General features: G+C 54.6%; 19 protein-coding genes and 2 pseudogenes. 9 read left to right on the top strand and 12 right to left on the bottom strand.

Annotation, left to right across the window (positions count from 1 at the left end; genetic code table 11):
- Positions 1–74: 74 nt before the first annotated feature.
- The 11 genes and pseudogenes from PMA3_RS06690 to PMA3_RS06640 all read right to left on the bottom strand — a co-directional run.
- Entirely contained in the window at positions 75–893 is an 819-nt protein-coding gene (locus PMA3_RS06690) for an SDR family oxidoreductase (RefSeq protein ID WP_064676420.1), read from the bottom strand.
- Positions 894–1,091: 198 nt separating this feature from the next.
- Complete coding sequence (locus PMA3_RS06685; RefSeq protein ID WP_064676419.1) at positions 1,092–1,964, bottom strand: SMP-30/gluconolactonase/LRE family protein; 873 nt, start codon at positions 1,962–1,964, stop codon at positions 1,092–1,094.
- A 61-nt stretch (positions 1,965–2,025) separates the two neighbouring features.
- On the bottom strand, positions 2,026–2,778 hold the full coding sequence (locus tag PMA3_RS06680) for a FadR/GntR family transcriptional regulator (protein WP_064676418.1): 753 nt from the start codon (positions 2,776–2,778) through the stop codon (positions 2,026–2,028).
- Positions 2,779–2,976: 198 nt separating this feature from the next.
- The gene (locus PMA3_RS06675) at positions 2,977–3,543 is read right to left on the bottom strand and encodes a DUF1285 domain-containing protein (protein ID WP_064676417.1); all 567 of its coding nucleotides are present in this window, start codon (positions 3,541–3,543) and stop codon (positions 2,977–2,979) included.
- Positions 3,544–3,560: 17 nt separating this feature from the next.
- A complete protein-coding gene (locus tag PMA3_RS06670; protein WP_064676416.1) occupies positions 3,561–4,166 on the bottom strand; it encodes a DUF4823 domain-containing protein in 606 nt (201 codons plus the stop codon).
- A 196-nt stretch (positions 4,167–4,362) separates the two neighbouring features.
- Positions 4,363–5,331 carry a GTP 3',8-cyclase MoaA gene (locus tag PMA3_RS06665; RefSeq protein ID WP_064676415.1) on the bottom strand — a complete coding sequence of 323 codons (969 nt, stop codon included), beginning with the start codon at positions 5,329–5,331 and terminating at the stop codon, positions 4,363–4,365.
- A gap of 141 nt (positions 5,332–5,472) precedes the next feature.
- Positions 5,473–6,111: a TetR/AcrR family transcriptional regulator gene (locus PMA3_RS06660; RefSeq protein ID WP_064676414.1), complete on the bottom strand. Its 639-nt coding sequence runs from the start codon at positions 6,109–6,111 to the stop codon at positions 5,473–5,475.
- 374 nt (positions 6,112–6,485) lie between these two features.
- Entirely contained in the window at positions 6,486–7,274 is a 789-nt protein-coding gene (locus tag PMA3_RS06655) for a TatD family hydrolase (protein WP_064676413.1), read from the bottom strand.
- A 14-nt stretch (positions 7,275–7,288) separates the two neighbouring features.
- Positions 7,289–7,645 (bottom strand): PilZ domain-containing protein, encoded by a 357-nt coding sequence (locus tag PMA3_RS06650; RefSeq protein ID WP_064676412.1) that lies wholly within the window; start codon positions 7,643–7,645, stop codon positions 7,289–7,291.
- A 42-nt stretch (positions 7,646–7,687) separates the two neighbouring features.
- Entirely contained in the window at positions 7,688–8,674 is a 987-nt protein-coding gene (locus PMA3_RS06645; protein WP_064676411.1) for a DNA polymerase III subunit delta', read from the bottom strand.
- Positions 8,667–9,005, bottom strand: a pseudogene (locus PMA3_RS06640) (dTMP kinase); the annotation flags it as partial. The pseudogene PMA3_RS06640 and the gene PMA3_RS06645, both read right to left, overlap by 8 nt.
- A gap of 20 nt (positions 9,006–9,025) precedes the next feature.
- Between PMA3_RS06640 and PMA3_RS06635 the strand changes: the two are divergent.
- From PMA3_RS06635 to PMA3_RS30515, 7 genes and pseudogenes are all read left to right on the top strand, one after another.
- On the top strand, positions 9,026–9,940 hold the full coding sequence (locus tag PMA3_RS06635; protein WP_237140696.1) for a deoxynucleotide monophosphate kinase family protein: 915 nt from the start codon (positions 9,026–9,028) through the stop codon (positions 9,938–9,940).
- Between the two features lie 2 nt (positions 9,941–9,942).
- Positions 9,943–12,147 (top strand): hypothetical protein, encoded by a 2,205-nt coding sequence (locus PMA3_RS06630; RefSeq protein WP_064676410.1) that lies wholly within the window; start codon positions 9,943–9,945, stop codon positions 12,145–12,147.
- Positions 12,144–14,189: a tyrosine-type recombinase/integrase gene (locus PMA3_RS06625; RefSeq protein ID WP_237140695.1), complete on the top strand. Its 2,046-nt coding sequence runs from the start codon at positions 12,144–12,146 to the stop codon at positions 14,187–14,189. The genes PMA3_RS06630 and PMA3_RS06625 overlap by 4 nt, the downstream gene beginning before the upstream one ends.
- On the top strand, positions 14,186–15,181 hold the full coding sequence (locus PMA3_RS06620) for a hypothetical protein (protein WP_064676409.1): 996 nt from the start codon (positions 14,186–14,188) through the stop codon (positions 15,179–15,181). The genes PMA3_RS06625 and PMA3_RS06620 overlap by 4 nt, the downstream gene beginning before the upstream one ends.
- Positions 15,181–16,461, top strand: a complete 1,281-nt coding sequence (locus PMA3_RS06615; RefSeq protein ID WP_064676408.1) for a hypothetical protein — start codon at positions 15,181–15,183, stop codon at positions 16,459–16,461. Before PMA3_RS06620 ends, PMA3_RS06615 begins: the two co-directional genes overlap by 1 nt.
- 715 nt (positions 16,462–17,176) lie before the next feature.
- The gene (locus PMA3_RS06610; protein WP_064676407.1) at positions 17,177–18,082 is read left to right on the top strand and encodes a site-specific integrase; all 906 of its coding nucleotides are present in this window, start codon (positions 17,177–17,179) and stop codon (positions 18,080–18,082) included.
- A gap of 74 nt (positions 18,083–18,156) precedes the next feature.
- A pseudogene (locus tag PMA3_RS30515) lies at positions 18,157–18,329 on the top strand (Sir2 family NAD-dependent protein deacetylase); the annotation flags it as partial.
- A gap of 140 nt (positions 18,330–18,469) precedes the next feature.
- Here the strand turns inward: PMA3_RS30515 and PMA3_RS33540 are convergent.
- Positions 18,470–18,652: a DUF7693 family protein gene (locus PMA3_RS33540; RefSeq protein WP_420848685.1), complete on the bottom strand. Its 183-nt coding sequence runs from the start codon at positions 18,650–18,652 to the stop codon at positions 18,470–18,472.
- A 591-nt stretch (positions 18,653–19,243) separates the two neighbouring features.
- Here PMA3_RS33540 and PMA3_RS06605 point away from each other — a divergent pair.
- Together PMA3_RS06605 and PMA3_RS06600 are read left to right on the top strand one after the other, a co-directional pair.
- Positions 19,244–21,661: a tellurite resistance TerB family protein gene (locus tag PMA3_RS06605; protein ID WP_064676406.1), complete on the top strand. Its 2,418-nt coding sequence runs from the start codon at positions 19,244–19,246 to the stop codon at positions 21,659–21,661.
- Complete coding sequence (locus tag PMA3_RS06600) at positions 21,658–22,953, top strand: ATP-binding protein (RefSeq protein ID WP_064676405.1); 1,296 nt, start codon at positions 21,658–21,660, stop codon at positions 22,951–22,953. Before PMA3_RS06605 ends, PMA3_RS06600 begins: the two co-directional genes overlap by 4 nt.
- The last annotated feature ends 26 nt before the right edge of the window (positions 22,954–22,979 follow it).

The following is a 22,979-nucleotide window of genomic DNA, read 5'->3' as shown; positions in this document are numbered from 1 at the left end:
ACGCCTGTAGTCAATAGTCATATCGTATGATGATTGAATTTCAGGCGTAGCCTTGCGCCTGAAACCGCGAATCTTCAGTCGTGGTACATCACCGAGCGGCCACCGTCGATGGTGATGCAGGAAGCGTTGATGAACGGCGCTTCATCACTGGCCAGGAACACCGCGGTCATGGCCACTTCCATCGGCTGGCCGATGCGCCGTGGTGGATGCAGGTCGAAAGCCCGCTGACGCTCCGCATGGGGATCGGCGAAACCGTTCCAGTAATCGACGTTGAGTTGGGTTTCGATGTAGCCCGGCGCAATGGCGTTGACGCGAATGCCCTTCGGCGCGTATTCGATGCCCAGCGCGCGGGTCAGGCCGAGCAAGCCGTGCTTGGCCACCGGGTACGGGAAGCAGCCCGGAATGATGTGAGTGGAATGGGTCGAGGCGATGTTGATGATGCTGCCGATGCCCTGCTCGATCATCTGCGGCAGCACCGCCTTGCAGCCGTACCAGGCGCCATCCAGGTCGATGGCGAAGCAGCGGTGCCAGTCTTCCTCGGTCATTTCCAGCGGATCGCGGAACACATTGACCCCGGCGCAGTTGACCAGCACGTCAATCCGCCCGTGACGCTCGATCGCCAGCCGGGCCATGGCATGCAGATCCTGCTGCCTGGACACATCAGCCTTGATCGCCTGGACATCGAAACCTTTGTCGCGCCAACTGGCGGCGACCTTTTCGACTTTCTCACCCTGGATGTCGCTGATGATCAGCCGGGCCTGCTGGGATGCGAAGGTCGCCACAATCGCTTCACCAATGCCCTGGGCGGCGCCGGTCAGCAACACCACCTTGTTTTTCAGGCGCTCACCCTTGGGCGGTTCGGGCACGGGTGGCAAGGAAAGAGGTTCAGCCATGGATCAAGACTCCCTTTTGCAGGCACGACAAAAACCGGGCATCGATCGATGTCCGGTCAAAAGGCTTTGAGGAAATTCCCTGCATCACTTCACCTGTTTTGTTTTTTTAAGTGTGAGTGCGTGTAGCTGATGGGGCCGACTATAAACCCGCCCCTATTCAAATCTCAATATATAATTTTACATCCCATATTTAGGGATTTAGCCGGCAAATCTCTGACAGACATTTCCGGGCACATCGACCCGAATCGACAGCAACGCGCCATCCAAAGGATGATTGAGCGGGCTCGCAGCGCTGGTGACGTACAGGGTCTTGAGGTCTTCGCCACCGAACACGCAACTGGTGGGACGGCTCACTGGCAGTTCGATCACCCGATCGACCTGCCCCTGCAGCGTCAACCTGAGCAGACAGCTGCCGTCCCATCGAGCGTTCCAGAGATACCCCATGGCATCCATCGCCGAGCCATCCGGGCCGCCGCGCTCATGGGGGCCAAACCAGGGTCTGCCCGGCTCCAGGCTGCCATCGGGACGGATGAAATGCCGGTAGATCGTGCGGTCGAGACTGTCGGCGAAATACAGGCTGGTGGCGTCATCGCTCCATAGCAGGGTGTTGGGAATGCCCAAGCCCCGGAGCAACGGCATGACCCGGGCATCGCGATCGATACGAAACAGGCCACCGCTGCGATGCACGATGGGCAAGTCTTCGCCCTGGCCGATGTTGTTTTGCATGGTGCCCAGCCAGAGCCGGCCCTGGGCATCGCAGCGGGCTTCGTTGGCGCGGTTGCCGGGTTGCGGATCGGCGATGCAGAACAAGGTGAGGCGTGGCTCAAGGCCGGGGGAGTCCAGGTCCAGCCGATAGACCCCGCTGCTCAACGTCACCAGTGCGTCGCCGCTTTCGCAGGGGATGAAGGCGGACACGTGCTCCGGCATCTGCCAGATCTGTACGTTGGCGCCGATCAATCGCAGCGCTTGCCTGCCGGTGATGTCGACCCAGTACAGTGCCTGGGTCGGCGCGTCCCAGAAGGGGCTTTCGCCGAGTTGGGCCCGGTGTTCGGTCACTGCGGTCCATTCCATGAAACCTCCTGCATTATTCTTGTTTTTTGTAGGCGCAAGCTTGCTCGCGATGGCGCATCAGCTAAATCGAGGTCGACGGACACGCCTTCGCGAGCAAGCTCGCGCCTGCCCTGTCCGCCATGACCTGGGGGTAGTAGCGTTTGATGGCCAGGTCGGCGTTGTCGATCAGGGTCATGCAGGCCCAGACGCCCCGCGCGCTATCCCGCGCGGCGATGGCGTCGGCCATGTCTTTGTGAATGGGCAGCGTGCGGCGCAGCTCGGCCGGATCGGCGGCGGAGACTTCGAACGACACCGCCAGCAGCGCGCCGAGGGCCGGAACCATTTGTTCGATGAACTGGTTGTGGCTGGCGGCGAGAATGCATTCATGGAAGAACTGGTCGGCGCGGTTGTAGTCAATGCCACTGTCCACCGCCCTCTCCAGTGCGTTGTAGGCCTGAAGGATGGCGTGCACCTGCTCGACGCTGGCGCGTTCGCAAGCCCAACGCACGGCCATCGGTTCGATGGTGCGGCGCAGGTCGAGCAGGTCGTCGACGAAGTTTTCCGGCAGCCCGCTGCGCGACAGCCAGCCGACGACTTGCGGATCGAAGAGGTTCCAGCGCCGCACCGGCAACACCCGCGTGCCCACCTTGGGCCCGACTTCGAGCATGCCTTTGGCGACCAGGGTCTTGATCGCTTCGCGGATGACAGTACGGCTGACACCCAACTGCTCGCCGAGGTCAGCTTCGACCTTGAGGGCTTCACCGGGCTTCACTTGGCCCGTGGCGATCCAGCACCCTAGCCAATCGACGGTCGACGCGTGAAAACTGCTGGACATGGACACCTCGATGCAGGGACGGCACACGGCCGTTCGCGATAGAGGCCAACGCTAATCATCATATGATTGGCTGTCAAATTGATTTTTTGAGGCAAGCAAAGATCAACTGTGGGAGCGAGCTGCTCGCGATGGCGGCATGACAGACAACACTGATGTTGAATGCTACGGCCAATCGCGAGCAAGCTCGCTCCCACAGTGTTATGCGTCAGGCTCGAGGCCTATGGGGAAGAACTCGCCTCCACTCCAGACGCCTAGCCAGCGCTGCCCGTCGATTTCGCGGGTCACCGCCAGCTCCACCAGTTGGTAGAACACATTGCGGTGGATCAAGGCTTCCAGGTTGGTGCGCACATGCACATAGGGCGCCGGCTCTTGCGTCACCGGGTCGATCACCACCCGAATCGGGTGTTCGGCGCCCGCCTCGGCGGTTTCCTCGACATTGGTGGTGAAGCGCAAGACCTGCGCCTCACCCTCGCCTTCCACCTCCACGGCAATCGCCACGAACGGTGCATCGTCGACCTTGATGCCGACTTTCTCGACCGGGGTGATGAGGAAGTAGTCATCGCCGTCGCGGCGCATGATGGTGGAGAACAGCTTAACCATCGGCTTGCGCCCGATCGGCGTGCCCAGGTAGTACCAGGTACCGTCGCGGGCGATGCGCATGTCGATGTCGCCACAGAAGTCGGGATTCCACAGGTGAACCGGTGGCAAGCCTTTGGTCTTGGGGATTTGCCCCAACAGGTCGTTGGCTTTTTGCGGGCCACTCATGGCGTTCTCCTTTTGAATTAGTGGTCGCTGAGCCCCAGCAAGCTGCGCGCATATTGCTCGAGCGGCGGGCCCATCAGGTCTTCCGGCTTGGTGTCGTGGAAGGTCAGCAAACCGCCACGACTCTTGATACGTGCAGTATCAATCAAATACTGGGTGCTGGTCTCGATCAACATGATCTGAATGACGCCACTGTCGATACCGAGTCGATCCACGGCTTCCTGGTCGAGCCATTCGTCCGAGTTGCCAATCCGGTCGTCAGCCTTGGCGAAGCGGGTGTAGAGCAGGTAATGCGCACCGGCGGCACGGGCGTCCCGCATCGCCTGGTCGAGACCTTCCGGCACCCGGGCACGGCGTACCATCGGAAAGTATTCGATAAAGCCATCGAAGGCGACTTCGGCTATCACATTGGGTCGTGGATAGGCACTGCCCGGGGGTGCGAAGGCGCCTTGGGCGATGTAGACGAAGGAGTCGGGCTGAATGCGCAGATTATTGGCGCGGCGGCTGTCGCTATGGTCGAGCAGGCCCGCGTCGCTCATGTGGTAGCGAGTGCCTTCGGCCATGTCGCTGACATTCATGCAGCCACCGAGCACCAAAACGGCCAGCAGCAAAACCAGGCTACGCATCCTTCCCTCCAGAGGCCGGTGACGGAAAACCGGCGAATGGGGGTTGGATGCAGCTTCCGCGCCAGCGCAGGGACATCGTCGCCTGATCCGGCCTCATCGTCGGAACGCCGCCCGGACCAAGCCCGCTCCCACAGGGTTTGTGCAAATCCTGTGGGAGCGGGCTTGGTCCGGGCGGCGTTCCGACGATGAGGGCCTGTCAGCCGCCGATAATCTTCATGATGGTCGCACCGCCGGAGAACGCCACTTCCTGCTTGTCGCCCAAGGCTTTGACCAGCAGTCGCTGCAACGCCGGCAATGCCTGATGCCGCGGCTTGTCCAACAGATCACCGACATAGTGCCGGTTACTCGACGACAAACAGCCATGCAACCACCCCGTAGAGGACAGACGCAACCGCGAACAGGTCCGGCAGAACGGCACGCTTTCGTTGGCGATCACCCCAAAATAGCCCCGCCCCGGCACCTCGTAGCGCACGGCCGTTGCATCGACGGGCGCATCGGCCTGCAGGTATTCGTAGCGCTCGCCGATCAGGCTCAGCAGCTGCTGAAGACTGACGAACTGCTGCAGGAAAGCATTGGAGTCGCTGGCCAGGTGGCCCATGCGCATCAGCTCGATGAAACGCAACTCATAGCCACGCTCCAGGCAATAATCGAGCAGCGGCATCACTTGATCGAGATTCTGCCCGCGTAGCGGCACCATGTTGACCTTGATTTTCATCCCGGCGGCGCTGGCCTGGTCCATGCCGTCGAGCACAGTCGCCAGGTCGCCGCCGCGGGCAATACTGCGAAATGCGCTGGCATCCAGGGTGTCGAGGGAAACGTTGATGCGGCGAATGCCCGCGTCCACCAGCAGCGGCAGCTTCTTGGCAAGCAACTGGCCATTGGTGGTCAGGCTGATGTCTTCGAGACCCATCTGCCCGACAGCCGTCATGAAGGCTTCGAGTTTCGGGCTGACCAGCGGTTCACCGCCAGTAATGCGCAAGCGCTCGATACCTGCGGCTTCAATCAGATAAGCCACGCCCCGTGCCATCGCTTCGGCCGACAACTCGTCCTGCGCAGCCACCAGCCGCTTGCCGTTGGGCACGCAGTAAGTACAAGCGTAATTGCAGGCTGAAGTCAGGCTGATACGCAAATTGCGAAAACGCCTGCCCTGACGGTCAACGATCATGGATCACTCCGGCAAAAGGAAATTCGGACCGGTAAAACTTGACTCACAAATCAAGTTTTAGCAAGTCCTATGCCTGAGTATATTCCTGAGGTACTGCGCCATGTAGCTAAATCATGGGGCAAAAAGGCCAACTGGACGGGTTCAGTTACCCTGGGTGTCGCTATCGCGCTTGCGTTTGTTGCCCATGCGCACGCCGATGTCCATCAGGAACTGGAAGAAGCCTTCCTGATCTTCCAGCACATTGCTCCAGAACGGCGAGTGATACAGCGCAACGGCGCCGTGCACCAGCGCCCAGGACGCGCAGTAATGGAAGTAAGGCGGCACATCTTCGAGTTTGCCTTCGCTGATCCGGCCCTTGATCAGCAAGGTCAGGCGTTCGAAGTTCGAGGCGCGGATCTTGTGCAGTTCCTCGACCATTTCCGGCACCTGGTTGCCCTTGACCACCTTTTCTTCCAGGCGGTCGAACAACCGATAGCGTTGCGGGTCTCGCATGCGGAATTCGAAATAAGCCCGAGACAGCGCCTCCTTGTCCTTGTCGACATCGGACGAGTGCAACAGCTCGTTCAGGTCGCGCTCGTAATCGAGCATCAGGCGCAGATAGATCTCCGCCTTGGACTTGAAGTGCTTGTAGATCGTACCTTTGCCGATACCGACGGCATCAGCGATCATCTCGACGGTGACACTGTCTTCACCCTGGTCGAGGAACAGCTTGAGCGCGGTATCGAGAATTTCTTGCTCGCGGCGACGAAACTCACGGACCTTACGAGGTTCTTTATGCATAAGAAAAGGTCTGTAGGGGTCAAAATTCGAAGCCGCGTATTATGCCTAACTTGCGCCAAAATGCACGGATCATCCGACCATATCTGTGTTTCCTGATGATTTCACGCAGATTGCCGGTTGATGAGAACGCTTCCGAAGCGGGCGTATTCCAAAATTGTTTAAAAACCCGCCCTGGCAGACTGGACTCATCGCAATACTGATCAATACTTCAACTGTCGGCGGGGCATCTCCCCCAAGTGTCGCGCCGATATAGGTACCAACGGACCGCGTGCCTTTGTTTTACTCCTAATGGTCTTAACCCGGATTCACCCCCCAGAACCCGGGTTTTTTTTGCCTGCGATTTACCGCTGCGGCAGCGAAGGCGGCGTTGGACCTTACATTGATTTCACATGCGCCAACGGGAATAACCGCTTGAAATTCTCCGTGGTCTGCTCGGCAAACCGCTCATAAGGCTCACCGCGCAACATCGCCAGAAACTCTGCCACTTCCCGCACATACTGCGGCAGGTTCGGCTTGCCGCGATAAGGGATCGGCGCCAGGTACGGCGAGTCGGTTTCCACCAGCAAGCGATCAGCCGGAACCTTGCTCGCCACTTCGCGCAAGGCGTCGGCATTGCGGAACGTGACAATCCCCGACAGGGAGATGTAATAACCCATGTCCAGCGCCGCTTTCGCCATGTCCCAGTCTTCAGTGAAGCAATGCAGGACGCCCGCCTGTGGCAGCGCCGCTTCACGCAACAGACTCAAGGTGTCGGCACGGGCGCCTCGGGTGTGAATGATCACCGGCTTGCCCGTCTGCTGCGCCGCCTGCAGGTGCAGGCGAAACGAGTCCTGCTGCAACTCGGCCGCTTCCGGTTCGTAGTGATAGTCCAGGCCGGTTTCACCGATCGCCACCACGCGTGGGTGATTCAGTTCCTGCAGCAACCACTCCAGCGCTGGCGCCGCACCGGGTTGCACATCCAGCGGATGTACACCTACCGAGCAGTCGACGTCGTCGTAGCGTTCGGCCAGGGCTTTGACCTCGGCGGCGTTGTCGACGCTGACGCCGATACACAGAAAGTGGCCGACCCCGCGCTGGCGGGCGGCATCGAGCGCAGCATCCAGAGAACCGTCGTGGGCGGCGAGGTCGAGGCGATCAAGGTGACAATGGGAATCTACGAGCATAAAAGGGCTGCAACTTACATCGTATGGGTAGGACGGTCGGACTTCAGGGCTCCGGCCAGATGGGTTTCGATTCGACTGCGCGCGGTATCGTCGCCTTCATTGAATTGCACGCCGACCCCCGCGGCCCGGTTGCCCTGGGCGCCTTTGGGGGTGATCCAGGTGACCTTGCCGGCGACCGGGATTTTTTCCGGCTCGTCCATCAGGTTCAGCAGCATGAATACCTCATCGCCCAGCTTGTAGCTTTTATTGGTCGGGATAAACAGGCCGCCGTTCTTGATGAACGGCATGTAAGCCGCATACAGCACGGACTTGTCCTTGATCGTCAGGGACAAAATGCCGTTGCGCGGCCCCGGATTGACGGCTTCATTCATGCTGATCTCCACGGCTGATGTTCAGAGTCTAAGCGCGAACGGTTACTTCTGGCCAGGCAAGGACGCCCATTGCACCAACAGCGCTTCCAGCAACAGCGCCGGATTCAGGTTGGCTTTGTTCATCACTTTCTGACGCTGGGCGAGAATCCAGTCCTGAATGGCGAGCACTTTATCCTGCGCGGTTTTCTGCGCCAGGTATTGAATGACCTTGCGCATGTCCGTCAGGCCCAGACCTTCTTCGTCCCGGGTCAACTGATAGCGCAGGATCAGGCTCGACCAGTCGCAAAACCAGTCGAACAACAGCAACTGCGGTATGGTTTTCCATTCTTCGGCCAGTTGGGTCGGCGACTGTTGCTGCTTGAGCAATTTCTTCACGCCGTCGACCACCAGCGCCCGCTGTTCGCGCACACCCCGGGCCTGCAACTTGACCGCGGCCAATGGCGACCCGGCGGCGAGTGTCAGCAATTCGACCCGCTCCTCTGGCGAACAGTCCGGCAGGGCCTGCGCCAGCCACGCCAGGCTCATCGCCTCGCTGGGCAGCGGACACGCCTGCTGCTGGCAGCGGCTCTTGATGGTCGGCAACAAACGACTGGTCTGGTGGCTGACCAGCAGCAACACGGTATCGCCGGACGGTTCTTCAAGACTTTTGAGCAAGGCGTTGGCGGCGTTGACGTTCATCGACTCGGCCGGCTCGATCAACACCACCTTGCGTCCGCCCATCTGCGCGGTCTGGACCACGAAGCCGACCAGTTCGCGAACCTGATCGACCTTGATCGCCTTGTCCGCCTCTTCCGGTTCCAGGATGTAGTTGTCGGGGTGGCTGCCGGCCTTGAGCAACAGGCAGGATTTGCATTCGCCGCACGCGTCCTGCGCGGTCGGACGCTGGCACAGCAAACTGGCCATCAAGCGCTCGGCCAGCGCGCGCTTGCCGATGCCGGCCGGACCATGCAGCAGATAGGCGTGTGCATGCTGCTTGCGCCCGGCCAACTGCTGCCAGAGGCTGTCCTGCCACGGGTAGGCTTCAGCCACGGGTCAACTCCAGCAGGCGCGGGAGCAAGGCATCCAGTGCCAGCTGAACCTGGGCCAGTGGCTGGGCGGCATCGACCAGCACGTAACGCGCCGGGTCCGCTTCAGCACGCTTGAGAAAGGCAGTGCGCACCGCATCGAAAAAAGTCCGGCCTTCGAGTTCAAAGCGGTCCAGGCGCCCGCGCGCGCTGGCGCGGGCCAGGCCCACCTCGACCGGCAGATCGAAAATCAGCGTCAGGTCCGGGCGCAGGTCGCCCTGGACAAAGGCTTCCAGGGTCGCGATGCGCTCCAGCGACAATCCGCGGCCGCCCCCCTGATAGGCATAGGTCGAATCTTGTTTTGGAATCATCTCAAATGGAAACAAAATGCTATACTCGCCAAAAAGAAAAATGTAAACAAGATGAAAACCTGCACAAAATTAGGGAGATAGGCGCGATGAAGAAAGTGGTTGGACTGGCTGCGAAAGCGAGATCCGGAAAGGACACAGCGGCTGCAATGCTGCTCCAGCACCCTGAGGTGACTGCCTATGCCCTCGCCGACCCACTTAAGCGCGGTTGCCAAGCTCTTTTCAATCTGACCGATGCTCAGACTTGGGATGATAACGTAAAGGAGCTGAAGGTGGATGCCTGGGGGCTTTCCCCGAGGGAATTCTTCCAACGGGTAGGCACCGAGTGGATGAGATCTCAGAACCCACTGCACTGGCTCATGCGAGCGGATCGTGAGATCTATGCCCCTGAGGCAATCTCCCCCCTTTCCCCTGCTCAACTCTCTCACCCAGAGCTGCCCTTCATCCTTGGCGCCAAGGCCTTTTTCAACCTCAGCGATGAACAGTGCTGGAGTGCAGGTGCGGATAAAGAACCGGACAGCTTCTGGAACATGACGCCTTCCGAAATGATCGACCTGATCAAAGCCAGAGCTCTTAAAGACTTCCCTGACTTCTTTGAGCGAAGAGCTTCTACGCCCACTCAAAACTTCAATGAAACGGCCTATATCAACAAGCCGACTCTTGATACTGAAGGCAAAAGCACAGTCATCATTAAAGACATCCGCTTTGAAAATGAAGCTGCATACATCAGAGACTTGAATGGTTCCATCTTGCACATCATGAGAGATAACGCGAAAGCAGTTAAATCCCACCCATCCGAGTTTGGCATTGAAGTGCGGGCAGGAGATATTGTCATCAAAAACAATGGCACCCTGATCGAGTATCAAGAAGCGTTGGAAACGGCTTGGAAAACCCTGCTCAAGACTAGGCAAGATCGAGGTTAAAAATGGAGCACCTCTGGAAAGCTAAATCTTTTGAGCATGAAACTGTCTTCACCTCGGACAATATCGAGGTCGAATGCACTTTCCAAGGTCACCTTTTCTACAGCAAGCTTAAGCCACTTTGCATTGCACTTGACCTAGTGTTTCGCAAATATGCTCCCACTCGGACTCGCGTCGCTACAAGTTCACTTCGGCGAGCAATTTGGATTTTCTTTGACTTTGTGCAAGGCTTCAACCTTCGCCAACCCAAACCACTGCAAGTCAAGGCCCTCTCGGACATTAGCGCAGAGGTCTACAACTGTTTTCAAGATTACCTGAAGCTAAATGAAGAGCCTATCAGCAACGCGGCAATCCTCAAATCTGCGCTGAATAACGCTGCCCTTTTGTCAGAAGTCATTCCCGACTTGCTTCTGCCATACGTTGATAAGGCAACGACACTAAAGCCACGAGCGCCGCTGAATGATGACGCCGACGAAGCTCTTGAAGCAGCCTTCAAGAAGCATATTGATTCTCTATATGGGAAAATTCAATTTCGACTTGAAGTTGAGGCTGCCCTTCCCTATACCTTTGAGGAAGTTCACAGCCTAATAGTACCCAACCTTTCCAGATCAAACATATTCCAATGGGTGCAGTTTTGCCGTAACGGAAAAAAATTCCCTAGCGACAAATCTCTTAAGGAACGACTCGCTGCATCGCCCGATCTAGAACTGAAAAAAATTTCAGAGATGGAAAACTGGCGACAAGAATTTTACGAAACTTATGCTGAGCGTGGTGAAGAACATAGGTTCGCAAACCCAAAAAACCCGTTCAGCAATGTGAATCTCATAGGTTTTACTCCCGATCCAGCAAGGGTTCACAAGACGCTACTGGGAGTTGGATATCCATTTGAATTCGACTTGGATACCATCGGGAAGAAATATGGGACAGTGGGAATCAATAGCGTAAGCTACTGCGTCGATCTGGTTCAACTTTTGATGCTGAGATGGCGTCAACCCCCCAGAAGCCCTAAAACTAAGCCGCTGCCTACTTGGGACGACTTCCTAACCATGTATTATCCTTCCATGGAGGATATGGCATGTCTCGTCCAGTTCATCATGCTTCAAACGAACTGGAATAAGGAAACGGTGTTAGCGCTGGATCCCGACAACTGCGAGCACGCTCTGACAGGTGCAATGGACGAGCAGTATGTGGTTATGCAATCAGAGAAGAATAGAAGCCAGGGCATAGGCAAACCTTATTACGCGCCTAAAGAAATAATTGCTACCAGCACACGTTCTGACAAGTATTCAGCGTGGAGCCTGTTTTCGTTAGCTAATGCTCTCTCGACGCCCTTAACCCCGTATGACTTCGACTACATCAATCACGGAAAGACCACAGCGGATTTCAACAAAGCTTTCCTTTGCATCCGCTATTTCGGTGATTGGGTTAAGAAGGGAGGCCGACATACTTCAGTCTCAAATGATAAAGCCTTCCTTCAAGGCATTAAGCAGTTCCTCAAGACTCACGAGATTTACGAAAATGGTGAACGTCTCACTGGAGCTAAAGACTTAACGCCCAAGTTGCGTCCGACTTGGGTTAAACGGAGGAAGCAGGCGGGAGACACATCCCACGGATTGCTCGCGATGTTTCTTGGTCATAACTGCCCGACTACAACTGACATCCATTATGACAATTCTCCGTATGCTCAAGCTGAACGTTATGCTCGTCTCGAGTCTGAACTGGAAGCAATTCTTGGCTTGCTTTACACCGGAAAGTTCGATGGCATTGTCGGAACGCCAATTCAAGAGCCTGTAAACCTTCCTTTCAAGGTCTTCCATATTCCAGGCATGGAGAGGCCCCTATGGGCGTGTACGAACCAAAAGAATCCAACTTGGCACGGCGCCAAGTCACGTGTTAGGCCGGGAGAAAAGTGCTATGTGGTCAGCAAATGCGTTTTCTGCTCCCGGGCATACATGTTTGAAGATTCGCTGCCGTACCTGATGGAGCGACGTATTCATGTCGTCGAGATCATGGATGACCAACCACCGTCAGCTTCTGACTACAGCAGTGAGTTGGAAATTGAAATCGCCTTGATTGACGACATATTGGACAACTGGGAAGACGATCGCGCAATCAAAGAGGCCGCTCGTTATCAGCGCCGAAATACGCCACTTTTACCCCGAGACTTGAATTTCCTCCAGGTAATTCTCGAAGAGGAAGACAGAGAATGAGCCGTAAGCCATTTGCAATGAACGATACCGAATCAAAAAGCTTTGCGGACGAGCTTGAGGCTGACTTCTTTGATGACATGCAAGACGCTGCGGAGCAGGAGCTAGAGCGCCTTCTTCTGGAAACTGGCGGAACAGCACAGCAAACTCACAGCTCACTGCTGAAAAAACTTGAGCTGTATCCCGATGGGAGCTTCCCTGTCTCATGCTATTCGTTGTATAGCGACTCCAGCTGGATTTTATTCAAAGACAAATATGGCTCTGTCACACGAGTCTCTTTTGAAGGGCTTCTGCCAGATGTTGCAGAGTTTAAAAAGTCGTTTATTTACCATCTAATCCCTGAGTATGCTCCATTTGGTGGTATCCGCGCGTACTCCACAACCAAGAGCCATAGCTCTGCGTTTCGAATCCTAGATAGGTATGTTTTCCAGGATAATCACTTGTCGGGAGACGCAGAGTCGTTTTCATTTATCTCGTCACAGCTTTTGATTCGAGCTCTGGACAAGGCTAAAGAGGCGTCAGCTTTCACCCACTATACATACCTATTCCACCACATCCGCTTCTGGCTGTCGCTTAGCGCTCAGCAGCTGTTGCCAGTGGAGCATCGCATTTTCGTTTCTGCAAACACCGTGGACACCCCTGAGCGCAGAAAGGATGTGATTCGTCACTTCACTGGTTCGCTTTCTACTTGGATTCCATTTACCGAGCCGGAGCTCAAAAAGTTGGCTGAGTACGCTTTTCTTTGGACTGACAAAGGGATTCCGTTGCTCCTTAAAGCTAAAGAGTACATTCAGTCTAATGGCTTAGACCAGTTCAACAGCAAGACCTTGACGCGCTATCAAGAAGATCTTGAGCTGGAGAAAGCACTGAATCTTGAGGTTGATGGAGAACAGATTCTCACACTCACCAAGATCCCCCGTAAATACGACTCTACTCAGTTTTGGAACTACTCATGGCTTCGCAGCTACAAGAATGCTCTCGACTGCGTCCGAAATGGGATTTACATTTTGGTTGCGCTCATCAGTGGGCTGCGTGCGAGTGAGCTCGAGCCGCTCAAATTTGAGCACATTATCAAAGGCAAAGATGGACGATACCAACTCCAAGTGACCCGCTTTAAAACAAGTCGGGATCCAAACCACAAAGGAGATACCTCTTTCCTGCCGCTCCCAGTTTTCATTGGCAAGAAAATTGAAGAATACAAGCAGCTGAGAGCTATCTGCGGATTGGAACGCGAAGGTTATCTTTTCCAGTCCAACCGGAGCACGAAACAGATCAAGAAACAAGACTCTGTTCGTGTTGAGCGCATTACCGACGAACTGGAAGAAGTACTTGGCATCGAACGGATCCATACGCACCGCTTCCGCAAGACGATCGCCGAAATATTGATCAATCGAAGCGAGCGAAACATCGACATCATTCGCCTTCTGTTCGGACACGCCAGCTATGCCATGACGCTCCGCTACATTGGTCGTAACCCTTACATTGTTCAGAGTGTGGCTCACGCTATTGAGCAGAATTACATCGAAGATTTCACTGATATCATTACGTCTGTGAAGACTTCCAGCTCGTCGGGTGAGAGCGCTCGGCGCCTGGTGGAAAAAATCGCTGCGCGACCTGATGCCTTCAGTGGTAAACAGCTTAAGGTCACGATTTTCACCTATGTGAGCCATCTGTTGTCTTCTGGTGAACCGTTGTTCATTCACAGGACGGCAGTCGGAAGCTACTGTGTTAGCAGCGAGTTGTACTCCTCGCCTAATCTTCCGCCCTGCTTAGCTCGCCGTAAAGAAGTCGTGACGAAAGAGCTTCCGGATCCCCTCTTCTGCGATACGGCTTGCCAGCATGCAGTAATTGTGGACAAAGCCGCGAAAGCTCTCGAGGACAACGTTATTTTCTATCAGCACATGCTGGACAATGCCAGCGACACTCTGTCTGAAAATTCGAAGACGATGCTCCAGCAGAAGATTCTGGAGAACTCTCGGCACCTTGATACGTTGAAGAACAACAAGTCTTACCAGCTGATTCCAACGGTGGAAGCACAAGCATGAGCGGCGTGGACACTCGCAATAAGCTGATTGGGATTATCAAACAGCATCAGCTGGATAACGGCATGACCAAGCTACCTATTGGCAAGCTATCCAACCTTGCCGGGATTACCCGGCAAGCGTTCAATCGTTATTATGGTGATCTAAAGGACTATGCGAAAGGCAGTCAATCCATCTCTAAGCTGCTAGTCAGTGATTGCACCTCTCTCAGCCAACTGCTGGAGAGCAAGGAGAAAAGGCTTGCTCAGTTAGAGTTTCAGCTGATCGAAATCCAGGCAACCCATAAGGCCGAACTGACCGAAGCCTTGAACAAGCATATTACATCACTAATGAATAACGATGTGATGATTTATGAGTCAGGTCAAATAAGTGCAACACTCACAAGCCAAAACAACCACAATGCTCAGCTTATCAAGCGCGTAACTGAGCTTGAGGTAAGCAACACCCAGCTTATAGCGGACGCCACGTCCACTTACAATTTTAACAATGAAATCAACTCAATCAAGTCTTCTAAAAACTTTATTCCGCTCGAGATTGACGTCAAGGCCCTTTGCAAGAGCTACGCCGTATCAAATGACTTTGACGAGTACGAAGACGCCAAAGACGCGGAGATCCAAAAGAACATAAAAATCATTAAGGCCTTGCCTAGCCTCGAAAAGGTGGACATTGTAGTTTTTCAGGAACGGTATATTTCAGACTTCGGCTCATTCTGCAAGACCATCAACCCCAGACCTGATCATGTACTTGTCGCGCTTCAGCTCCCCCTATACAGCCGAGCCGAAATCCAGCTCATCGTAAAAGAGCTAACGCCGGTAGCATCTCTCTCAATCTACGTCCCCTACAGTTCGTCTGAGGCAGTAATAGCATCCAAACGCAAGTTCATTTACAGAGGTGTGCCAGAAGAAGAACTAAAAGATGCCGATGAGGCCAGAGTGCCGCTGATGGATTGGGGTTTCGATTCCATCCAAGTAAAGCGAATCAAGCAGGGTGACTAATGATCAAGTTTGAAATCAAGCCAATCAAGTACTACAGCTCGACACTGCTTGCCAACGTTGAGCACTATGTCCTTATAGCTGAGAAAGATAAAAAACGTATTTTGGTCAGCATCCCCAACATCTACCTGTACAGAAAAAGTAGATCTTCAATGCAGACGTCGAAGCGATATGCAACCCTTATCGCACAGTTTTATCGATTTCTTTCTAATTTTGAAAAATTCAAGCTAGTAGAGCCAGGCGACTATCACATTCATGTCTCCAACGTGGAGATCCGCCACTGGCAAATATTTAGACAGCAAAAGAGAATAAGCCGAGGCACCCCTCACCCGACCTCTGAAACAATCTATAGCGATGCAACAACAGTCTACTATTTTTTCAAATGGCTGTCGGATGAAGGCATTCCTACCGGCGTTAAAATTCGACTCAAGACCTGGATCGCCAACTTCAAGGATCGCCGCCTTCTTAACTATCTTGCTAAAAAGACGAAACTCTCCCTTGATACAGATCCGATTCGCGTACTGGACAAGCAAGCTAGGCAAAAAAAGGCTGTGCATCTGATCAAGCACAGCGAGGTTAAAACTCTTCTCTCGGCTTATCCCGACAAGGTTTACGCAGTACTTTTCAACTTTGCTTTAGCTACTGCCATGCGCCCGATGGAACTGGTGAAATTCCCCTATATGGGAAACGGGAAAAATCGCCACATCTTGCCTTATAGCCAGATGGACAGCGAGATTAAATCGCATGACTATAACGTCTTCGGCAAAGGTAACAAATTTAGGGATATTAAAATTCCCGACTATGCTCTTAAGATGCTCGAAGATGAGTACATCAAGAATGAGTACCCTGCCAGGGCCAGACTGTACCGTAAAAAGTTTGGCAAAAAATGCCCTCTATCGATACTTTTCTTGACTGCAGAAGGTGTACCGGTAACCCCAAGCATGATTGCTAATGCTACCAACTATGCCAAGCGGCTAGCCGTCGCCAAGGATCCTAGCTTTGCCACTACGAATATTTTCTACCATGCTCGTAAGTGGTGGCCGACCATGATGATGGTGCAGCACCATAACGGTGAAGACATCCTAAAGAAGGATGCTGAGGTCATGCATGTCGCGCTTACCCAGGTGATCATCAACCAGATGGGGCATGAAGACCCTAGTACCACCTACCAACATTACTTGGTTTTGGCGCGGTACCTGGTCATGGCAAACAGAGGAATCACCCATGAGACTATCCATGAAGATGCTCTGAACATTCATGAGGCTCTCGAAAAGTTTGGGTGACGAGGCCACGCTTCTGGAGAGCTTCGGCTCTCCCGCTTAATCTGTTGCCCTGACTTTGCCCCTTCCCCCCCTTTCCTCCTTACAAGAGCGCATTCAGCCGGTCTATTCAAGCCCGAAGCTGCGATTGGCTTATCCGGAGGTGCCCTTTGGCGCCGGCGATCCATTGCACTGGAGTGCCAGGCAGGCCTCCCTCTCACTGGCTGGTACAATCCCAGGAAGACTACAGCGCTGTACTAGCGAAACGCGACTGGAGCAAGATATTCTCAAAAAAGTTTGACTGAAAAGCACACTGAAACCGTTGCTCCTGACCAAGCCAGGGGACGTAGGTGTGTCAGAGATGCTAACTCATCAATTCGTCACAGTAGGACATACTTTTGCGTGCCGGTCAGATTAGTAAGAACAATCATGTTGGTTGATGAAATTATGACCCAATGGTCAAAATCGTATCAACACCAACAAGCTTATGCTCCTTTCCGCGCGCATATGCCCCCAAAACGGTGGTCACGCAGTGCCCTGAATCTCTGAACTAGCCCAATCTTTCGGCACCATCGTAGACGATCCCCGGATTGCCATGCTAATTTCTCCGCCTCTGATCTCCCTGGATCAAACGGTCGGCTCGTGAAGGCTCAATGCCACAGGTTGCAACACCTCTTTATCGCACGCATTTCGACGATAGTCAGCGGGCAGCCGACACCCTGGCGACCGGAGAATTGCTATGCGCGTCCCAGTCTATCCACAAGACCTGATCCGTAATCGTGGCTTCAAAAGCCTTGCCAAGCAGTTGCAACAGCACTGGCGTGGCCCAACTCCAATTTCGCTTGCAGAGGCTCAAAAAACGCTCGCGCAAGGACTGGGCTATCAGAACTTTTACGATCTCAACGAAGCCTCAAAGGTCTGCCAACCTGATGAGCCTGTGCCGTCAGAAGCCACTGTCAGGCATGCAATTGGTTCAACCATTAAAGCTACCCTGCAGCCGGAAGCATGGCTGTCTGTAGATCAACGGGAGCTGGAACAGCTCGTAACCGATCTCTCCCTGAAAAAACTCGTAGCCTTCAAACGTCTGCTGCTTGCTCCCGATGCTGGTCATAACCCGTTATTAAAACTAGTTAGCGGGGCTCAGCCAGGACTGTCCAAAGAACACATTCAGCTCTTGGAAAAGATCCTTTCCGAATCTGGCGACTTGAGGGATCGGGCTCTGTTTGCATGCATGCTGGGTGCGCTGCGTTCAAGCGAGATCCTATCGGCGAGAATGCATCATGGTGCTGCGGTGTATGGGGTGAAGACCTTTGACACCAAGAGGGTACTCGATGCAATTCCAGAACGGCACAGGGCGATCTTTAATCAGTACGTGAAGGCTTCAAAGCTGTCGGACGGAGAGTATCTTTTTCGTGCGGCTAATGCCCCTGGGCGCCCACTATCGTCTGATGCGCTGAGAAGGATCTGTGCCTCGTGGGCTCGCAAAGCAAGTATTCATGTGAGTCTACTCACGCCCCACGGCGTCCGCAGAATTACGGATAATTACACGGACTTGATGCGCCAAATGAGGGAGAGGACGGGCCACTACCCAGCAGACATGTCCTTGGCATACGTTGCCGGACTGCCGACAATCAGAATACCTTAGCTTTTAAGCAATTGGCCGCCAATCCAACGCCCATAATCTCGGCATCCAACTGAAATCCGCACCTAGGAATGTTCATGACCACCTGCACCCTTGCTCTACAATTGCGGGATGCTAAGCATGTTGTTGTCGTCACAGGTGCTGGGCGTCAGCCGAGAGCGGCATCCCAACATTCCGGGATGCGCTGACGGGACTTTGGGAGCGCTTCGACCGCGAAGCATTCAGAGCCGATCCAGCACTATGTTGGGGATAGTAGCGAAGAGCTACGAACTTTTGCTTCGCATTATACCAACGCAGCATGGGCGTCATAAGGTGACTACGATGCAAGACAGCTTGAACCCGATACTGTTTTCGCAGGGTGCCCCTCCATGCTCGAAGGCCTGTCGCATTTCAACGCCAGGAAATGGCATGCTGGCTTATACGACAACCTTCCATAGCTGGCGTGAGGCCGTGGTAGATCTCGCTCCAAGACTGGATGGAACCTCGCGTCATGATGCGTTCGCCCAGCGCGACGTCCGACAGTACCTGGCAGACCTCTCGGGCGGTGAGGGGAGAGGGCGGATGCTGAGGCAGGAGAATACGTAACCCGGAGCGTCTGCAGACGGACGAAGGCGGGCCTAATCTTGCACTTGATGATTATCCCGACTTGAAGGCAGCGGCAACTGAATCAAATGAATGGTGATGCCCGATGCTAGCGATGATGTGTTCAGTAGCCGCCACGCCGGAAATGAAAGAAGCACGTCCTTTAGCAAGGTTTCAGAACGTAGCCGTCCGCACGATATTGCTTTCATCGTTAAAGAGATTCTCGGCTGACTAGGTGAGCCGGGCGTCGCTGGCCCGAAGTAACGACCCAAAACGATGCGTCATGGGCATCCATGCCTCGGCCATCGTCTAGTGCCAACCACCTCGCCCCCCAGGCGCCCTCTCGATGACGAGTTTCCCCTAAAAGTGATTGGTAGGGTTTCTGCATATCTGCCAAAGGCGGTTCAAACCACCTTTGAAAATCTTGGGGCCGATAGAGCTGGCCGGACGCCTAGAATGGTACAGACTAGCTGTTTGAAGGTTTTTCCGATCGATAGCTCTGCGCGCCCCATGGCTCTAGCTATTGAAATATCAGATACTGCCAATGCGCCAGCACCCATCTTTCAAGGATGAAAACGAACCATGGCAAGGAAGAAGGCAACAAACTCCAGTGGCACCGGCATCCTGATTATTTTTGCGTTGGCTTTTGGTGCATTCGCCTCGATCCCGAAGAACGCCTGGATCGCTATTTGTGTCGTCGCTTGCATCGGTGGATTTATGTGGCTGTTGGCCACGCGCACTAAACGGCAGCTTGAGCAGTTGCAAAAATCTGCTTCAGAGACAGCACCCCTGCGGGATCCGCGCAGCAAAAACGTGACCTTCTCCATGCAAGAGGTTTCGTCCAACAATATGCCTGAAGAAACCACCGATTTTTATACCGTCCAACTAGGCTCCCCGCCTTCCGCGTCCTTTAAAATTCCAGACGCAAGCAAACAGAAATCAGATACCCGGTGGGTGCCGGCAGACGAGTCAGTTTCAGTGGCTGGTTTTTCACTTCCAGGAGGTATGCTCTACGTAGGAAGCGCGCTGGGTCGATACGATGCGCAAGAGCCATCACTGCTCAATCCCAAACTGCGGATAGCCAAGTCGTACGTTGATATCGAAGAGCGGCTGATGTCCTACTGGCCGAGTTTCCATTCCATATCGCCTGAGGCTCGGCGCGCGTACCTGCAGTGGCTAGAAGGCGGACGCCGAGATCCGCTGGCAGACACTGGCTACGTCTTTCTGTTTTTCTATGGCCTTGAGCGACGTGCTCTCGTTGATGCGGTGAGTGACCCGCAGGTGAAGGCCGAGATTCCCCTGATCGTCAAAGAAGTCCAACGGCTACTGGATATCTATGGGGACAATCGATCGTTCAGGGGGTATGCGGAGGGCTTTCTGGATTACCTGGGCAATCAAACGCTCGATCCTAACCTTTACCTTGGCCCACCTCCTGGTGCCGTTGCTTACGGCTATGAAATGCCTCTCCCACTGCGCATTGGTTTGGGGCAACACGCCGCAAACAAACGGCCACTTGATGCCAACTGGGCATTGGCATGGGCGTTAGCTGACCCCAATATCAGCAAGCGCACCCCGGTAACACGGTGCAAGGAAGTCTTCGCCGCGCTGTTCAAGCTCAAGTACGCCAGTGCACATCCTACGGGTCTAATGCTCGCCCAAAACAAAACCAAGCTCAAAGCAAGCTATCGACCTGCCTCGGCAGTATTGATGGCCCCCTTGCTTAACGTGGGCGATCTTCCTGATGTCATGGCCACGTCGGGAACGCGAAAAAGTCTGCAATTGCTGATGGAGCTATGCACCAGCGAGCTTGAACCTTACAGCCGTTATCTAGGCCGAAACCCTGAAAGCGCAGAAGCCCTGGAAGGCCTGTTGCAACTTCCAGTCACCCTTTGGCCAGCAACAGCTCGTACGGAGTTGGAGGAGCTTCAAAGCAAGATCGGTGACGATCTGATTGTCATGAGCTTTGGAGAACTCGCCGGCCGACTCAAGAGCGCTGGTGCACTTTCGCGTGACAAGGTTCTCGCTCTTGCCCGTGCATTGGAATCACTTCATATCGGTATGGAGCCTGATGTACTCGCTGGGAGCAGGACTCCAAAAGCTGAAGACCGTATCGCGCTGTTCGTGACCCAACCTGAGGACGGATCACTGCGAGCGTCAGCGGCCTACAACGCGGCCTCAGTCACACTCGATCTGGCCAGTTCAGTCGCCTCTGCCGACGGCGATACATCCAATGAAGAAGTTTCACTACTTGCTCAGCACATCGATTCCTGGAGTCACCTGAGCGTTGCCCATCGCAAACGTCTCAAGGCGCACCTGCAGATTCAAATCCAGCAACCGCCAACGCTGGCAAGCTTGAAGAAAAAGCTCAATCCATTAACTGTCGAAGCCAAGCGCACGATTGCCAGCTTCCTGGCTCACTTGGCGCAAGCCGATGGGATCGTCAGCCCTGCTGAAGTGAAACTTCTTGAGCGTGTTTACAAGGCGCTGCAACTGGATAGTCAACTGCTCTACAGCGATCTTCACGGCGCCGCAGCCGGGGGGAGTATTACTCCCGTCAAACCTGCAACAAGCTCCACTCCAACCGAACCCGGCACACAATCAGCCGCCGTTGCAAAACAGGGCTTCGTGCTTGATCACGAGCGCATTGCTGAGCTGCAACGTGAAACGGCTGAAGTCTCTGCCCTCCTCGCCCAGGTGTTCACTGATGACCAGGTTGAGGAGCCGGAACAGGCCGTTGAGACTGTGGAGTCGGCGACCGAAACCACTGCTGACGTTGCCGGCCTCGATCTGGAACATTCTGCATTCTTGCGCTTGTTGATTTCCCGTGCCGAATGGAGCCGATCCGAACTTGAAGCCGCTGCCAGCGATATGGAGCTGATGCTCGATGGCGCCCTGGAGCAAATCAATGACATGGCTTTTGAGCGTTTCGACATGCCCGTCACCGAAGGTGATGATCCCATCGAGATCAATACAGACATTCTGGAAGAACTAGCCCTATGAGCACTATCAGAGCCAAGGATCGCGACGCGGTCATCCAATCGTTGCGTGCGGGCGTTGTTCCTCGCGTCGGTCAACACTTGATTCAGGTTGGCCGGGTGGGAGAGCTGGATGCGCTGATCAAGGACGTCAATCGCCTGGTCGAGAACGGATCGGCATTTCGAGTGGTGATTGGTGAGTACGGTGCAGGCAAAACATTCTTTTTGAATCTGGTTCGAGCAATCGCCATGGAGCGCAAACTCGTCACCATGCACGCTGACTTAAACCCGGATCGTAGGTTACACGCTACGGGCGGCCAAGCACGCTCGCTTTATTCCGAGCTGGCCAAGAACATGTCGACGCGCACCAAGCCCGACGGTGGTGCGATGCAAGGCATTGTTGAGAAATTTATCTCGCAGGCCAAAACGGAAGCCAAGGCGGCAGGCACAGACAGTGAGACTGTCATTCGAGCACAGCTGGCTGAGTTGACCGAGATGGTCAACGGCTACGATTTCGCTGAAGTAATCGCCGCGTATTGCCGAGGTTTCGAGGAAGGCAACGAACAACTCAAGGCTGATGCCATTCGCTGGTTGCGTGGCGAGTTCACCACCAAGACCGATGCCCGCACAGCCTTGGGTGTGCGAACCATCATTGATGATGCCTCTGTCTACGATCAGCTCAAGCTGCTGTCGAGATTCGTCAGACTCGCAGGTTTTGGCGGTCTGATGATCTGCCTCGACGAGCTGGTCAACCTCTACAAGCTGGCCAACACGCAGGCACGCAATGCCAACTACGAGCAGATCCTGCGCATCCTCAATGATTCGTTACAGGGATCCTCTGAAGGTCTCGGATTCCTCTTGGGCGGTACCCCAGAGTTCTTGATGGACACTCGCCGAGGCCTGTTTAGTTACCCTGCCCTGCAATCGCGTCTGGCAGAGAATTCGTTTGCCAAATCAGGGCTGGTGGATCTGTCGGGCCCTGTGATTCGCCTGACCAGCCTCACCCCCGAAGACTTCTATGTGCTGCTGCAGAAGCTTCGCCATGTTTACGCGGGCGGCGATGTCGAAAAATATCTACTGCCTGACGAAGCGCTCCCCCTGTTTATGGCGCACTGTAATCAGCGTTTGGGTGAAGCCTACTTCCGCTCGCCGCGCACCACGATCACTGCATTTATCAATCTGCTAGCCATCCTGGAGCAAAACCCGGGAGCTGACTGGAAAACGCTGCTGGGAGGTGTCGAGGTAGCCAAAGACCTGGGCGGAGAAGAAGACACGAAAGTCGACGCGGACGATGAACTTGCCACCTTCACACTCTGAGTCATCGGGATTCGACCAGCTGGAAC

The sequence above is a fragment of the Pseudomonas silesiensis genome, assembly GCF_001661075.1.
GTDB lineage: Bacteria > Pseudomonadota > Gammaproteobacteria > Pseudomonadales > Pseudomonadaceae > Aquipseudomonas > Aquipseudomonas silesiensis.
The sequence above is the reverse complement of the archived record's forward strand: the minus strand, read 5'-3'. Positions and strand labels throughout refer to the sequence as shown.